We start from the raw sequence: 15252 nt of genomic DNA, 5'->3' as shown, positions 1-15252 counted from the left end.
CGGACCAGCTGGGGCGCTAGAAGCCCAAGCGCCCCAGCTGTTTCGGATCGCGCTGCCAGTCCTTCGCCACTTTGACGTGGATGTCGAGATAGATGCGGGTGCCGAGCAGTTTCTCGATCTGAATGCGCGCGGCGGTACCGACATCACGCAGACGCGACCCCGCTTTGCCGATCACGATTGCCTTCTGACTCTGCCGTTCCACGTACAGGGTGGCGCGAACGTCGAGCATGTTCTCGTGACCTTCCCGCGGCTCGATCTCCTCGATCACCACGGCAAGGGAGTGCGGCAGTTCGTCGTGCACGCCTTCGAGTGCCGCCTCACGAATGAGCTCGGCCATCAACGTCTCTTCGGGCTCGTCGGTGAGGTCACCGTCCGGATAGAACGCCGGCCCGAGGGGAAGAGCCTTGGCGAAGACGTCGACCACCACTTCGACCTGCTCGCCGGACGCCGCCGACACCGGAACCACTTCGGTCTCCGGTCCGAGCAGCTTCGACAGCGCCAGAAGTTGCTCCATCACACGCTGTTTCGACACCTTGTCGATCTTGGTGACGAGACCCACGATGGTGGTACCGCGCGCGTTGTGCTTCACCTGTTCGAGGATCCAGCGGTCACCGGGACCGATCTTCTCGTCGGCAGGGATGCACAGGCCGATTGCGTCCACCTCGGAGTAGGTGTCGCGCACCAGATCGTTCAGCCTCTGCCCCAGTAACGTTCGCGGACGGTGCAGTCCGGGAGTGTCCACCAGAATCAGCTGCGCATGGTCGCGATGGACGATGCCGCGAATGGTGTGGCGGGTGGTCTGCGGACGCGAGGACGTGATGGCGATCTTCGACCCCACCAACGCGTTCGTCAGCGTCGACTTACCGGTGTTCGGCCTGCCCACGAAACAAACGAAGCCCGAACGGAATTCAGCACGATCGGATTCGAGATCAGTCATTGTCGCCCTCTTCGCTATCGTCCTCGGGCACCGGCACACGTTCGACGAGAACCGTCGACACACGTACACGACCGCGCGCGTCGGCCCCACCCTCGCCGACGAGGATCAACCCGTGCGTCTCCACCCGCGCTCCGGGCAACGGAACGCGCCCGATCTCGTAGGACAGTAGTCCGCCCACCGTGTCGACTTCTTCGTTGTCGATCTCGACGTCGTACAGCTCGCCGAGGTCCTCGAGAGGAAGTCGCGACGACACCCGAAAGCGGTCGTCGCCCAGCTCTTCGATCGGCGCTACCTCGTCGGTGTCGTACTCGTCGGCGATCTCTCCGACGATTTCCTCGAGCACGTCCTCGATGGTGACCAGACCCGCGACACCGCCGTATTCGTCGACCAGCACGGCCATGTGTTTGCGGTCGCGCTGCATCTCGGCGAGCAGGCTGTCGAGCGGTTTGGAGTCGGGAACGAACACGGCCGGCCGCATCACCTCGTCGACTCGCACGCTGTGACCGCCGTCGGCGGAGGTGTACGTGCGCTGCACCAGATCCTTGAGATACACGACGCCGAGGATGTCGTCCACGTTCTCCCCGATGACCGGGATACGCGAATGTCCGCTCAGCACAGCGAGAGACGTGGCCTGCCCGGCGGACTTGTCGCGCTCGATCCACACCATCTCGGTGCGCGGCACCATCACTTCTCGTGCCGAGGTGTCCCCGAGCTCGAAAACGGACTGGATCATGCGGCGTTCGTCGTCGGCCACCACGCCGCGCTCCTGCGCCATGTCCACCAGCTCGCGCAGTTCGATCTCGGAAGCGAAGGGGCCGTTGCGAAATCCCTTGCCGGGCGTGATCGCGTTGCCCACGAGGATCAGCAGTCGGCTGACGGGCACGAGCAGAATACCGATGGCGCGCAACGGATATGCGGATGCGAGCGCGATGGAATACGCGTGCTGGCGTCCCAGCGTTCGCGGTCCGACGCCGATCACGACGTAGTCGACGATCACCATCACCAGGGCCGTGATCGACAGGGCGAGAGCGGTGTCGATCCACGCGACCAGCGCACCCGCGAGCAGCACCGTGGCACCGATCTCGCACAGGATGCGCAGCAGCACCATCAAGTTCACGTACCGCGGGCGGTCGGACAGAATCCTCAGGAGTTCGACGGCCCCGGGTCGCCCGTCCTTGACCATCTCCTCGACGCGAGCGGCGGAGACGGTGTTGAGAGCTGCGTCGATGGCAGCGAACGTCCCACCGATGGGCACCGCGGCTACCGCGAGCACCATCAGTGCAGGCGCGCTGCTCACTGAGTCGAACTGGGGCGATCGAACCCGGGCGACGTGAAACCTGTACGTCCGAGCAGGGTCGAGTCGCGCTGAGCGGAACGAGCCTCGTTCTCGGCCCGGCGCAGGTCCTCGTACCACTCGTCGAGCAGGCTGTTCTGGAGCCCGAACATCTCCTTCTCCTCGTCGGGTTCGGCGTGGTCGTACCCGAGTAGGTGCAACACGCCGTGCACGGTGAGGAGTGCGAGTTCGTGGGCCAACGGATGACCGGCCTTCTCCGCCTGCTCGGCGGCGAAGCTCGGGCACAGCACGATATCCCCGAGCATCGACGGACCCGGGTCGGGCGAGTCGGGACGTCCCCCTGGCTCGAGTTCGTCCATCGGGAAGGACATCACGTCGGTCGGGCCCGGCAGGTCCATCCAGCGCATGTGAAGATCCGCCATGGCCGCCGAGTCGACGAGCACCATCGACAGCTCGGCCGCTGGATGCACGTCCATGCGCGCGATGGCGAAACGGGCGACGCTGACCAGGTCGGTCTCGGAGATGTCCATCCCCGACTCGTTGGAGACCTCGATGCTCATCGTGCGCTCGCCGTGGGAGTGGTGGTGAACACCGGTAGAGCTCCTTCGATGTGGTTCGTGGTCAGCGCTGCGCCGACCGAGGTCCGCTCCGGCGCTGCGCGCGGTTGCCCATTTTCGCATCCCCCGCTTCGAAGCGGTCGTACGCGTCCACGATGTCGGACACCAACCGGTGCCGCACCACGTCGGAGCTGTCGAGGAACGCGAAGTGGATGTCGTCGATGTCGACGAGAACCTCCGTGGCCGCGCGCAGACCCGATCGCGACCCGCCGGGCAGGTCGACCTGCGTGACGTCGCCCGTGACCACGATCTTCGATCCGAAGCCCAGTCGGGTCAGGAACATCTTCATCTGCTCGGCCGTGGTGTTCTGGGCCTCGTCGAGAATGATGAAGGCATCGTTCAGCGTCCGGCCTCGCATGTACGCCAGCGGAGCGACCTCGATGACCCCGGCCGCCATGAGCTTCGGAATCGCTTCGACGTCCATCATGTCGTGCAGGGCGTCGTGCAGTGGGCGCAGGTACGGGTCGATCTTGTCGTGCAGGGTGCCCGGCAGGAAGCCCAGACGCTCGCCGGCCTCGACCGCCGGACGCGTGAGGATGATGCGACTGACCTGCTTGGCCTGCAGAGCCTGCACGGCCTTGGCCATCGCGAGGTACGTCTTGCCGGTACCGGCCGGACCCACCCCGAACACGATGGTGTTCTCGTCGATCGAGTCGACGTAGCGCTTCTGGTTCAGGGTCTTGGGCCTGATGACCTTGCCGCGGCGGGAGAGGATGTCCAAGCTCAACACCTCGGCCGGCGATTCGGACACCCCCTGAGTGAGCATGGCGATGGTGCGGCGCACGGCGTCGGGACCGATCGTCCGGCCGCCGGCCACGATGCCGCTCAGTTCTCCGATGACCCGCTCGGCCAGGGCCACGTCGGCCGGGGAGCCGGACAAGGTGACCACGTTGCCGCGTACGTGCACATCCGCGCGCAGTTCCTGCTCGAGGGCCCGCAGGTTCTCGTCCGCGGAACCCAGCAACGGAAACATCGTCTCCGGTGCCAACTCGATGCTCGACGTCCCCGTGCGAGCCGGGATCACGTTCCGCTTGCTGGAACGGGAGAGATCGTTGTGTTCACTCACGTGGTGGCTATGGCCTGCTCTCTGGGGTAAATGGTCTGATCCAAGTTTAACGCCGTCTGCGAAACCTGCATTCCCTTTGTTGTTCGGCGCCAACCAGCAACACGGTGCTCAGCGCGGAGGTGCGGCGTCCCACCGATCGGTCAACACACCGAGCGCGCCGAGCGCAACGGCGGCCGCGGTGGACGTACGCAGCACGGTCGGACCCAGCAGAACGGGTTCGGCCCCGGCGTCGACGAGCGCGTCGATTTCCCTGTCGTCGAGACCGCCTTCGGGCCCGACGATCAGAAGTACTTCGGTGGTTTCGCGAAAACCCATCGCGACCAACGGCTTTCGCGCGGATTCGTGCAGGGCCGCAGCAATCCCCCCGCGCGCCACCGTGTCCCGAACCAGAGCAAGCACCGCGCGGGTGTCGTGCAAATCGCGGACGTCCGGAACGTAGGCGCGACGCGATTGCTTGGCGGCCGCGAGGGCGGCAGCGCGCCACTTGGTGACGCCCTTCGCGGCTTTCGGACCCTCCCACCGGGCGACGCAGCGCAGCGATTGCCAGGGCACGATGGTGTCGACACCCGCCTCGGTGGCCGTCTCGACGGCCAACTCGGATCGCTCCGACTTCGGAAGTGCCTGCACCAGGGTGACTTCGGGGCGAGGACGGTTCGCCGTGGTCCGAGTCTCGACCGAGAGTTCGAGGCGATCACGACCCGCGGACGTCACCACTGCGTCGGCCATGCCACCGTGTCCGTCGGACAGGACGACCCGTTCCCCGACGCCGGTCCGCCGCACCGTCGCGGCGTGCCGACCTTCGGGACCGTCGAGAACGGCCGTGCTCCCGACGTCGGGCAGTGGGTCGAGGTAGTAGACGGTAGCCGCCATGAGTCGGGTTCCGCTTTCTCTAGCGGCTGAACGCCTCTCGCAACCGTGAGAACAGGCCACCGGTGTTCTGGGACGACGTGGTGACCACTTCGGCCTTGTCCCGGTCACGTCGTGCGCGCAGGTCTTTCAGCAGACGCATTTCTTCGTGATCGAGCCGCGACGGCACCACCACTTCGAGGTGCGCGTGCAGATCCCCGCGAACACCGCTGCGCAGCTTCGGCATGCCGTGGCCGCGCAGAACGGACACCGCACCCGGTTGCGTCCCCGCGTCGATGTTGATCTTCGTGGGGCCGTCGAGAATGGCGTCGACGGTCACCGACGTGCCGAGGGCAGCGTCGACCATCGGGACTCGGATGGTGCAGTGCAGGTCGTCGCCGTCCCGGACGAACGTTTCGTGCGTCTTCTCGACCACCTCTGCGTACACGTCGCCGGCGGGGCCGCCGCCAGGGCCCACCTCACCCTGCGCGGCAAGACGAATGCGCATCCCGCTGCCGACTCCGGCCGGAACCTTCACCGCGAGGTCGCGGCGAGCGCGAACGCGGCCGTCACCGCCGCATTTGTGGCACGGGTCCGGGATGACCTCACCGGCACCACGACAGGTGGGGCACGGGCGCGCGGTCATGACCTGACCGAGGAACGAACGCTGGACGGACTGCACTTCTCCGGCGCCGCCGCACGTCTCGCACCGCGCGGGCTTGGAGTCGCCGTTGGTACCGGCTCCGGCACACACGTCGCACAGGATGGCGGTCTCGACCGCGATGTGCTTCGTCACCCCGGTCGCGCACTCGTCCAGCGTCAACGTCGTACGCAGAAGTGAATCGGATCCGGGCTGCACGCGTCCGCGTGGGCCGCGGGTGCTGCCGCCTCCGCCACCACCGAAGAACGCCTCGAAGACGTCGCCCAGTCCCCCACCGAACCCGGCGCCACCGAAGCCTCCTCCGCCGCCGCCACCGCTCTCGAGCGGATCGCCGCCGAGGTCGACGATGCGCCGCTTCTCCGGATCGGACAGCACCTCGTACGCCGTCGAGATCTCCTTGAAGCGGGCCTGGGCCGATTCGTCCGGGTTGACGTCCGGATGGAATTCACGCGCCAGTTTGCGGTAGGCGCGCTTGATCTCCTGATCCGTCGCCTTGTTCCCGACGTTCAGGGTTCCGTAATAGTCCCGTGCCACGTATCTCTCTCGTTCTCGGTTTCGTATGTCGTGATTCGTGCGCGTTCAGCGCTCGGCCAGAACTTCGCCTATGTATCGCGCAACAGCCGCGACCGACGCAATTGTTCCTGGATAGTCCATTCGCGTCGGACCCAGGACCCCCAAACCGCCCAGGATGTTGCCGCCGCTGCCGTAGGCCGTGGACACGACGGAGGCTCCACGCATCTCGGGAGCCATCGTCTCCTCGCCGATCCGCACCGTCACCCGGCCGGTCTCCTGCGTCGCGGCGATGAGCTTGAGCACCACCACCTGCTCCTCGAGCGCCTCGAGGACCGACCGCAGTGACCCGGGGAAGCCGGCGAGGGCCGCGAAGTCCGCCGCGTTCGCCGTGAGGTTCGACGTTCCGCCCAGCACGAGACGCTCCTCGGGGTGTTCCACCAACGTCTCGATCAGGGTGGTCGACGTCCGGACCACCACGTCGCGAAGGTCGTCGGGTGCGTCGTCCGCCAATTCCGCGACAGCCACCGACGCCGCCGCCAGCCGTTTGCCTTCCAGGGCGCCACCGAGCAGTGTGCGCAGCCTCGACAGGCTGTCGTCGTCGATGACATCACCGAGTTCGACGATGCGCTGATCGACGCGGCCCGAGTCGGTGATCAGCACCAGCAACAACCGCGCGGGGGTCAGCGCGACGACCTCGATGTGGCGCACGGACGACGCCGACAGCGTGGGGTACTGGACGACGGCAACCTGCCGGGTCAGTTGAGCGAGCAGTCGCACGCCGCGCCGGAGCACGTCGTCCAGGTCGACCCCCGTCTCGAGGAAGCTCATGATCGCGCGACGCTCGGCCGCCGACAACGGTTTGACGTCGGCAATGCGGTCGACGAACAACCGGTAACCCTTGTCCGTCGGGATACGGCCCGAGCTGGTGTGGGGCTGCGTGATGTAACCCTCGGCCTCGAGAACGGCCATGTCGTTACGCACGGTGGCGCTGGAGACACCGAGGTTGTGGCGCTCGACGATGGCCTTCGAACCGATCGGTTCCTGCGTGGCGACGTAGTCGGCGACCAGCGCGCGAAGTACCTCGAAACGACGATCTTCGGTAGTGGACACGGTCACCTCCATCTGCGCAGTTGTGTAGGTCGAGTCTAGTGGTTGACTGGAGGCCATGATCTTCCGAGGAGTGCGAGACGGGAAGCCGTATCCCGAGCACGGTCTGTCGCTGCGCGACTGGTCGAAGATCCCGCCGCGGCAGCTGCGGCTCGACGAAATCGTGACGATCACCAAAGTGCTCGAACTCGACCGTCTGTTGGCAGAGGACAGCACGTTCTACGGCGACCTCTTCCCCCACGCGGTGCACTACCACGGGGTGGTCTATCTAGAAGACGGGTTGCATCGAGCAGTGCGGGCGGCGCTTCGCAACCGTGTCGTGCTGCATGCGCGGGTGTTCGATTACGACGCGATCGGGGCCTGAGTCACTTTCGACTGCAGGTGCGGGGTTTTTTGGAGCACTCCCAACGGCCGGCGCGCGGCACGATCCGAGGTGCGCCGACCTGACCGCGCACGGTTTTGCCCGACCGCGCACACAATCGTTCGCGCGGACAAGCCAGACGGCGCGCGGTTACCACGAGAGCGGGCTGGTCCCAGGCCGCCCGCGTCCGCGCGCTCCCAATTGCGACGCGCACTCCCGATCGGAGGTGCGCAGCACGATCCGAGGTGCGGTCCACTCCCAACCGCCGTTACTCGCGGCACGATCCGAGGTGCGCCGACCTGACCGCGCACGGTTTTGCCCGACCGCGCACACAATCGTTCGCGCGGACATACCAAGTGGCGCGCGATCACCACGAGAGCGGACCTATCCCGAACCGCTCGGCGCGAAACTCGTAGCTACTCCAGCACGTCCCGCACAACCCCGTCGGCCAAGAGTCGGCCACGATCGGTTAGCACGAACCGGTCGTCGTCGCGAACCAGCAAGCCGGAGGCGACCTGGGACTCCGCCCGCGCCACCTCGTCCGCCGACAGATCCCCCGCCGCCAACCCCGACCGCAGTCGCGCCGTCAGCATCACTCGTTCCATGTGCATCTCGTCGTCCGTCAGCACTTCGGAGTCCGCGATCGGCAGCTCGCCGGCCTGAAGCCGGTCCGCGTACCGAGCCGGATGCTTGACGTTCCACCACCTCGTCCCGCCGAGATGGCCGTGCGCACCGGGACCGGCGCCCCACCAGTCCCCGCCGTTCCAGTAGCCGATGTTGTGGCGGCATTCGGCACCGTCTCCGCGCGACCAGTTGGACACCTCGTACCAGCCGAAACCGGCTGACGACAGTGCCGCGTCGATGCGCTCGTAGCGCGACGCCAGCACGTCGTCGTCCGGGCGTGGCAACTCACCGCGCTTGACCTTGCGCGCCAGCGCCGTCCCGTCCTCGACGATCAATGCGTACGCCGAGACGTGATCCACGTCGGCGTCCAGCACCGCTGCCAACGAGGCGTCCAGGTCGCTGTCGCGTTCACCGGGTGTGCCGTAGATGAGGTCGAGGTTAACGTGGTCGAATCCGGCCGCGCGGGCTTCGCGTGCCGCCTCGACCGCTCGTCCCGGAGTGTGCGTCCGGTCGAGCACCGCGAGGACGTGCGGCGCTGCCGACTGCATGCCGAGCGAGACACGCGTGTAGCCCGCCGAGCGGATCTCGTCGAAGAACCGGGGTGAGGTGGACTCCGGATTGGACTCCGTGGTCACTTCGGCGCCGTCGGCCAATCCGAACGCGGACTTCACGGCGCCGAGCAACGTACTCAAGCCGTCTCCGCCGAGCAGCGACGGCGTTCCACCGCCGACGAACACCGTCTCCGCGCGGGGCGCGGACCCGGTGGAGGACGAGATCAACCCAGCCGCGCTGTCGAGCTCGGCGGTGATTGCCTCCAGCCAGGACTGCGGCGACGCGGATGTTCCCAGCTCGCCTGCGGTGTACGTGTTGAAGTCGCAATATCCGCAGCGAGTCGCGCAGAACGGGACGTGGAGGTACACGCCGAACGGTCGAGAGCCGAGCCCGTCGAAGGCAGCGGGTCGGAAAACGGATGTACTCACTCGCCTCAGTGTCCTCGCCGGGTGGTGGCACGGAGCCTCCGGCCTATTTCCCGACTTTCTGCGGGGAATAGCCGTCCCCGATCGGTTCGGGTCGCACGACGTGGCAGAATGACGCTCATGACCGCACTCGATTTCCGCCTCGTGGCACGTCGCCACGTGGATCTCGGCCGCGTCAGCAGCTGTCTGGGGCCCGTTCTCTAACTGCCCACCAGCCCGCACACCCCGGCCGGTCGCAGGCGAGGTCCGCGGGAACAGCCCTTCCCCTCTTCGCCAGAGATCGGCGCCCAACTTTTTGGAGCGCCTTCTTCCATGACGCAAGACACGTCCGACGCAGCCCCCCGCACCCGCACGCCCCGGCCGACGAAGCGCAAGGCCGAGGGACAGTGGAAGCTCGGCTACCGCGAGCCGCTGAACCCGAACGAGCAGTCCAAGAAGGACGACAACCCGCTCAACGTTCGGGCGCGCATCGAGAACATCTACTCGAAGGGCGGCTTCGACAGCATCGACAAGGCCGACCTTCGCGGCCGCTTCCGGTGGTGGGGCCTCTACACCCAGCGCGAGCAGGGTTTCGACGGAACCTTCACGCACGACGACAACATCGACATGCTCGAGGCGAAGTACTTCATGATGCGTATCCGCTGCGACGCGGGTGCGCTGAACGTGGAGCAGTTGCGCACCCTCGGTCAGATCTCGACCGAGTTCGGACGCGACACCGCCGATCTGTCCGACCGCGAGAACGTGCAGTACCACTGGATCGAGGTCGAGAACGTCCCCGAGATCTGGCGCCGCATCGAGAGCGTCGGGCTGAAGACCACCGAAGCGTGCGGCGACTGCCCGCGCGTCGTGCTCGGATCGCCGCTGGCCGGCGAATCCCTCGACGAGATCCTCGACCCGACGCCCGCGATCGATCAGATCGTCGAGCGCTACATCGGTAAGCCCGAGTACTCGAACCTCCCGCGCAAGTTCAAGACCGCGATCTCGGGCCAGCAAGACGTGGTTCACGAGGTCAACGACATCGCCTTCATCGGTGTCGACCATCCCGAGCACGGCCCCGGTCTGGATCTGTGGGTCGGCGGCGGACTCTCGACCAATCCGATGCTCGCACAGCGCGTCGGCGTCTGGGTGCCGCTCGACGAGGTGGCGGACGTCTGGGAGGGCGTCGTGTCGATCTTCCGTGATTACGGCTACCGACGTCTGCGTGCCAAGGCCCGGCTGAAGTTCCTGATCAAGGACTGGGGCATCGAGAAGTTCCGGGAAGTTCTCGAGACGGAATACCTGCACCGCAAGCTGATCGACGGTCCCGCCCCGGAGAAGCCGACGCGTCCCATCGACCACGTCGGCGTGCAGAAGCTGAAGAACGGCAAGAACGCAGTGGGGCTGGCCCCGATCGCCGGCCGTGTCTCGGGCACGATCTTGTCGAAGGTTGCCGACGCCGCCGAGCGGGCCGGTTCCGATCGGATCCGCTTCACTCCGTATCAGAAGCTCATCGTCCTCGACATCGCGGACGAGAACCTCGAGTCCTTCATCTCCGAGATGGATGCGTTGGGTCTCCCCGCCCGGCCCAGCATGTGGCGCAAGAACTTGATGGCGTGCAGCGGCATCGAGTTCTGCAAGCTCTCGTTCGCCGAAACCCGCAAGCGCTCACAGGCTTTGGTGCCCGAGATCGAACAGCGCCTCGAAGATCTGAATGCCGAGCTCGACGTTCCGATCACGATCAACATCAACGGATGCCCCAACTCCTGTGCGCGGTCGCAGATCGCGGACATCGGATTCAAGGGCCAACTGGTCGACGACGGCGACGGCGGTCAGGTCGAGGGTTTCCAGGTCCACCTCGGCGGCAGCCTCGGATTCGACAGCGCGTTCGGCCGAAAGCTGCGCCAGCACAAGGTGACCAGCGACGAGCTCGGTGACTACATCGAACGCGTCGTCCGCAACTTCACGAAGCACCGCACCGACGGCGAGCGCTTCGCGCAGTGGGCCGTACGTGCAGACGATGCGGATCTGCAGTGAGTGGGAACAGCCCGGTCGCCGGCGGTGTTGCCACCACCAACGCATTCGGTACACGAAAGGTCACAGCATGAGCGTCACGACACATCGGCACCTGTCCGAGTCCGAGCTGCGCAGCATCGCCGAACGTGGTGCCCGCGACATGGACGGAGCGTCGGCGCAAGAGCTGATCCGATGGACCGAGGACACGTTCGGTGACGACTACATCGTGGCGTCGAACATGGAAGACGGCGTTCTCGTTCACCTGGCCGCCGATGTCCATCCGGGCGTCGACGTGCTGTTCCTGGAGACGGGGTACCACTTCGCGGAGACACTCGGCACCCGCGACGCCGTCGAATCCGTCTACGGGGTCAACGTCATCAATGCCAAAGCGGATCATTCGGTGGCCGAACAGGATTCGATCGAGGGCAAGGACCTCTTCGCTCGCGATCCGGGTCGCTGCTGCGCGCTGCGCAAGGTCGCGCCGCTGAAGAAGGAACTGAAGAACTACAGCGCGTGGATCACCGGTATCCGCCGCGTCGAGGCGCCGACGCGCGCGAACGCACCCTTGATCTCGTTCGACGAGGGCTTCGGCTTGGTCAAGATCAATCCCATCGCCGCGTGGTCGGACGAGGACAAGCAGAGCTACATCGACGCTCACGGCATTCTCGTCAACCCACTCATCGACGAGGGGTACCCGTCGATCGGGTGCTTTCCGTGCACCGCCAAGCCCGCCCCCGGCGCCGACCCGCGCAGCGGCCGCTGGGCCGGCAGCACCAAAACGGAATGCGGGCTGCACGGTTCGTGAACATGACCCGTCCTGCCCTGGTTGCCGTCGCGCACGGTAGCCGCGACCCCCGCGCCGAAGCCACTCTGCGTGAGCTGGTCGATGCTCTAGCGGTTGCACTTCCGAACGTGGATGTGCGACTCGGCTTTCTGAGTCTGAATTCGCCGTCCGTCGACACCGTGTTGGACGAACTGGTCGCCTCTGGACACACGCACGCCGTAGTCGTGCCGATGCTCCTCGGGGACGCGTTCCATGCCCGAGTAGACCTGCCCGAGATTCTGAGGGCGGCCACCAACCGACACCCGCGTCTCGTGACCACCCAGACACCGGTCCTGGGTGCCGACAGCAGCATTATCGATGCGATGCGGGCCCGAATCATCGGCACAGGAACGAGTGTCGACGATTCCGGCGTAGGAATTCTCATGCCCGCGGTCGGCTCCTCGGACCCACGCGCCAACGTTCTCACCCGACGTATAGCTCCTCGACTGACCGAGGGCACCTCGTGGACCGCGTCGGTCGCGTGCTTTGCGACGTCGGCGGAACCCGACGCCGCGCGTGCCGTGACAGCGCTCCTCGACTCGGGGGTCGAGCGCATCGTCGTCGCCCCGTGGTTCCTGGCACCGGGACGCCTTCTCGACAAGGTCACCGACATCGTCGATCGGTTGACGCCCAACGCTGTTCACGCCGATCCGCTGGGAGCACATCCCGGTGTGGTCGATGTTATCGCCGCACGGTACGGCTCGGTCGTGGCCGCACTGAACAACACCGGAGGAATTGCCGCATGACCCCCGCCACTGTCACCCAGGCAGCTGTCACCCAGCCAGCCGTCACCCATGTGGACGAACTACGCGCTCTCGAAGCCGAATCCGTCCACATCATCCGCGAAGTCGTCGCCGAACTCGAACGACCCGTCCTGCTCTTCTCGGCGGGCAAGGACTCCATCGTCCTACTCCGCTTGGCAGAGAAAGCGTTCCGGCCCTCCCCCATCCCCTTCCCAGTCATGCACGTCGACACCGGACACAACTTCCCCGAAGTCATCGAATTCCGCGACCGCCGCCTCGCCGACGGCGGACACCGCCTCATCGTCGCCTCCGTCCAAGACGCCATCGATACCGGACGCGTCACCGAAATCGGCGGACCCAGCGGATCACGCAACCGACAACAAACCCGCACCCTCCTCGACGCCCTCGAAGCCGGGAAATTCGACGCCGCATTCGGCGGCGCCCGCCGCGACGAAGAACGCGCCCGCGCCAAAGAACGCGTCCTGTCCTTCCGCGACGAATTCGGCCAATGGGACCCCAGAGCCCAACGCCCCGAACCCTGGTCCCTCTACAACGGACGCATCAAACGCGGCGAACAAGTGCGCGTGTTCCCCCTCAGCAACTGGACCGAACTCGACATCTGGCGCTACATCGAACTCGAACACCTCGAACTACCCTCCATCTACTACGCGCACGAACGCGAAGTCTTCGAACGCGACGGCATCCTGCTCGCCACCTCCGAGTTCACCGAAGCCACCGACTCCGAACAGGCCCGCGTGGAAATGGTCCGCTACCGCACCGTCGGCGACCTCACCATCACCGGAGCGGTGCGCTCCACCGCAACCGAAATCAGCGGCGTCATCGACGAAATCAGCGCCGCCACCGTCTCCGAACGCGGCGAAACCCGCGCCGACGACCGCACATCCACAGCCGCCATGGAAGACCGCAAACGCGAGGGATACTTCTGATGACCGTGATCGACCTCCCCCACACGGAAACGCGCACACGGCAATTGCTGCGTATCGCGACCGCCGGATCGGTGGACGACGGCAAGAGCACCCTCATCGGCCGGCTCCTGCACGACACCGACAGCCTGCCGCTCGACCACCTGGATTCGGTGACCGACGAACACGGCGTGGCCGACCTCGCCGCTCTCTCCGACGGCCTCCGCGCCGAGCGCGAGCAGGGCATCACCATCGACGTCGCCTATCGCTTCTTCTCCACTCCTACACGCAATTACATCCTGGCGGACACACCGGGCCACGAGCGCTACACCCGCAACATGTTCACCGGTGCGTCCAACGCGAACGTCGCCATTCTTCTCGTCGACGCACGCGCCGGCGTTCTGCGTCAGACGCGCCGCCACGCGCGTATCGCGACCCTCGTGGGCGTGAACCGTCTCGTGGCCGCCGTCAACAAGATCGACCTCGTGGACTTCGACGAGTCTCGCTTCCGCGAGGTCGAGAACGAGCTCGTCGAGCTCGGCGAGCGGCTCGGTGCCGAGATCCTGGTAATTCCGATTGCCGCAAAACTCGGCGACAACGTCGTTCACCGTTCCTCGAACACACCGTGGTACTCCGGGCCGACGCTGCTCGAGTACCTCGAGTCCATCGAATTGACCGCTCCTGCACCGGTATCGACCCAGCTCCGTCTTCCCGTGCAGTGGGTGTCACGACCGACCTCGGGTGAACGTCGCCGCTACACCGGTCGGTTGTCGGCCGGCACACTCGCGGTCGGCGACGAAGTCATGGCCTTGCCGTCGGGTTCACGCAGTGTGGTCACCGCACTGGACACGCTCGACGACGCTCGTTCGATTGCCGTTGCGCCGCTGTCGGTGTCGGTCGAACTCGCCGACGACATCGACGTCGCCCGCGGCGACGTACTGGTCAGCGCAGCCGACGACGCAGCGCTCCCGACCGCCGCCCGCGAGATCGACGCCACCGTGTGCTGGCTCGCCGAGGCACCGCTACGGCCGGGCGACCGAGTTGCACTCAAGCACACCACGCGCACTGTTCGAGCAACCGTCCATCGCATTCACTCGCGACTGGATCCCGAGACTCTCGACGAGCACGGTGCGCCGACCGAGTTGTCTCTGAACGACATTGCCCGAGTGACACTGCGCACGAGCTCGTTGATCGTGGCCGACGATTACGCGAGCAATCGCGACGCGGGCGCGTTCGTTCTGATCGACGAGCACACCAACGACACTGTCGGCGCCGGCATCGTTCTCGACGCCCACGAAGCGGCCGACCGGTCCGGTGCGGAGAATCTGGAATGGCACCGGCCGACTCTGGACCGAGCCGCCCGCAGTGAACGCATCGGCCAGCGAGGAGCGACGGTCTGGTTGACCGGGGACGCGTCGGACACCACCCATGCGGTCGCCCTTGCCGTCGAAGATCTGCTGACCTCCACCGGCCGTAGCGCTTACGTCTTGAGCGGTGAGAATGTCGATCACACCCTGTTCGACGATCTCGATGCTTCCGCCGGGCAGCGCAGTGAGCACGCGGACCGACTCGGACGTCTTGCGCGACTGTTCGCCGACGCCGGCACCGTGACCATCACGGCGCTGTCGACGTCCACCGCTCCGGCACGCGCCGTGGTGGAGGCCGCGGACCTGCCGTTCGTCGAGGTCGAGGTCATCGCGGGTTCCGATGTCGACAATGTCGCTCAGCAGATCGTGGCGGGTCTGCGGTCGTAGCGGATCCGCTCAGC

At 66.1% G+C, this 15252-nt stretch carries 14 protein-coding genes; 6 read left to right on the top strand and 8 right to left on the bottom strand.

What is annotated here, in order from left to right:
• Nucleotides 1-16: 16 nt before the first annotated feature.
• From era to hrcA, 7 genes are all read right to left on the bottom strand, one after another.
• Nucleotides 17-937 (bottom strand): GTPase Era, encoded by a 921-nt coding sequence (gene era, locus IEW02_RS08120; protein WP_188544314.1) that lies wholly within the window; start codon nt 935-937, stop codon nt 17-19.
• Entirely contained in the window at nt 930-2234 is a 1305-nt protein-coding gene (locus tag IEW02_RS08115) for a hemolysin family protein (RefSeq protein ID WP_188544313.1), read from the bottom strand. The genes era and IEW02_RS08115 overlap by 8 nt, the downstream gene beginning before the upstream one ends.
• The gene (gene ybeY, locus IEW02_RS08110; protein WP_188544312.1) at nt 2231-2791 is read right to left on the bottom strand and encodes an rRNA maturation RNase YbeY; all 561 of its coding nucleotides are present in this window, start codon (nt 2789-2791) and stop codon (nt 2231-2233) included. The genes IEW02_RS08115 and ybeY overlap by 4 nt, the downstream gene beginning before the upstream one ends.
• Before the next feature lie 61 nt (nt 2792-2852).
• A complete protein-coding gene (locus IEW02_RS08105; protein WP_229745994.1) occupies nt 2853-3872 on the bottom strand; it encodes a PhoH family protein in 1020 nt (339 codons plus the stop codon).
• A gap of 150 nt (nt 3873-4022) precedes the next feature.
• A complete protein-coding gene (locus IEW02_RS08100; RefSeq protein WP_188544311.1) occupies nt 4023-4784 on the bottom strand; it encodes a 16S rRNA (uracil(1498)-N(3))-methyltransferase in 762 nt (253 codons plus the stop codon).
• Nucleotides 4785-4803: 19 nt separating this feature from the next.
• Nucleotides 4804-5955: a molecular chaperone DnaJ gene (gene dnaJ, locus IEW02_RS08095; RefSeq protein ID WP_188544310.1), complete on the bottom strand. Its 1152-nt coding sequence runs from the start codon at nt 5953-5955 to the stop codon at nt 4804-4806.
• Between the two features lie 45 nt (nt 5956-6000).
• Nucleotides 6001-7044, bottom strand: coding sequence for a heat-inducible transcriptional repressor HrcA (gene hrcA, locus IEW02_RS08090; protein ID WP_188544309.1), 1044 nt, complete (start codon nt 7042-7044; stop codon nt 6001-6003).
• Nucleotides 7045-7099: 55 nt separating this feature from the next.
• Between hrcA and IEW02_RS08085 the strand changes: the two genes are divergently transcribed.
• Nucleotides 7100-7405, top strand: a complete 306-nt coding sequence (locus IEW02_RS08085; protein ID WP_188544308.1) for a type II toxin-antitoxin system VapB family antitoxin — start codon at nt 7100-7102, stop codon at nt 7403-7405.
• Between the two features lie 413 nt (nt 7406-7818).
• Here IEW02_RS08085 and hemW read toward each other — a convergent pair whose 3' ends face one another.
• Nucleotides 7819-9006: a radical SAM family heme chaperone HemW gene (gene hemW, locus IEW02_RS08080; RefSeq protein ID WP_229745887.1), complete on the bottom strand. Its 1188-nt coding sequence runs from the start codon at nt 9004-9006 to the stop codon at nt 7819-7821.
• 309 nt (nt 9007-9315) lie between these two features.
• Between hemW and IEW02_RS08075 the strand changes: the two genes are divergently transcribed.
• The 5 genes from IEW02_RS08075 (at nt 9316) to IEW02_RS08055 (ending at nt 15238) form a co-directional block, all read left to right on the top strand.
• Nucleotides 9316-11016: a nitrite/sulfite reductase gene (locus IEW02_RS08075; protein ID WP_188544307.1), complete on the top strand. Its 1701-nt coding sequence runs from the start codon at nt 9316-9318 to the stop codon at nt 11014-11016.
• A 67-nt stretch (nt 11017-11083) separates the two neighbouring features.
• On the top strand, nt 11084-11800 hold the full coding sequence (locus IEW02_RS08070) for a phosphoadenylyl-sulfate reductase (protein ID WP_188544306.1): 717 nt from the start codon (nt 11084-11086) through the stop codon (nt 11798-11800).
• 2 nt (nt 11801-11802) lie between these two features.
• A complete protein-coding gene (locus IEW02_RS08065) occupies nt 11803-12564 on the top strand; it encodes a sirohydrochlorin chelatase (RefSeq protein ID WP_188544305.1) in 762 nt (253 codons plus the stop codon).
• Nucleotides 12561-13508, top strand: coding sequence for a sulfate adenylyltransferase subunit CysD (gene cysD / locus IEW02_RS08060; protein ID WP_188544304.1), 948 nt, complete (start codon nt 12561-12563; stop codon nt 13506-13508). Before IEW02_RS08065 ends, cysD begins: the two co-directional genes overlap by 4 nt.
• Nucleotides 13508-15238 (top strand): GTP-binding protein, encoded by a 1731-nt coding sequence (locus IEW02_RS08055; RefSeq protein WP_188544303.1) that lies wholly within the window; start codon nt 13508-13510, stop codon nt 15236-15238. The genes cysD and IEW02_RS08055 overlap by 1 nt, the downstream gene beginning before the upstream one ends.
• The last annotated feature ends 14 nt before the right edge of the window (nt 15239-15252 follow it).

Source organism: Rhodococcoides trifolii (assembly GCF_014635345.1).
In the GTDB taxonomy this organism is placed as follows: domain Bacteria; phylum Actinomycetota; class Actinomycetes; order Mycobacteriales; family Mycobacteriaceae; genus Rhodococcoides; species Rhodococcoides trifolii.
The sequence above is the reverse complement of the archived record's forward strand: the minus strand, read 5'-3'. Positions and strand labels throughout refer to the sequence as shown.

Excerpts from the sequence above, each read along its gene's own strand:
- IEW02_RS08075 (WP_188544307.1), top strand. The coding sequence starts at position 9,316 with ATGACGCAAGACACGTCCGACGCAGCCCCCCGCACCCGCACGCCCCGG.
- cysD (WP_188544304.1), top strand. The coding sequence starts at position 12,561 with ATGACCCCCGCCACTGTCACCCAGGCAGCTGTCACCCAGCCAGCCGTC.
- era (WP_188544314.1), bottom strand. The coding sequence starts at position 937 with ATGACTGATCTCGAATCCGATCGTGCTGAATTCCGTTCGGGCTTCGTT.
- IEW02_RS08065 (WP_188544305.1), top strand. The coding sequence starts at position 11,803 with ATGACCCGTCCTGCCCTGGTTGCCGTCGCGCACGGTAGCCGCGACCCC.
- IEW02_RS08070 (WP_188544306.1), top strand. The coding sequence starts at position 11,084 with ATGAGCGTCACGACACATCGGCACCTGTCCGAGTCCGAGCTGCGCAGC.
- ybeY (WP_188544312.1), bottom strand. The coding sequence starts at position 2,791 with ATGAGCATCGAGGTCTCCAACGAGTCGGGGATGGACATCTCCGAGACC.
- IEW02_RS08085 (WP_188544308.1), top strand. The coding sequence starts at position 7,100 with ATGATCTTCCGAGGAGTGCGAGACGGGAAGCCGTATCCCGAGCACGGT.
- IEW02_RS08055 (WP_188544303.1), top strand. The coding sequence starts at position 13,508 with ATGACCGTGATCGACCTCCCCCACACGGAAACGCGCACACGGCAATTG.
- IEW02_RS08100 (WP_188544311.1), bottom strand. The coding sequence starts at position 4,784 with ATGGCGGCTACCGTCTACTACCTCGACCCACTGCCCGACGTCGGGAGC.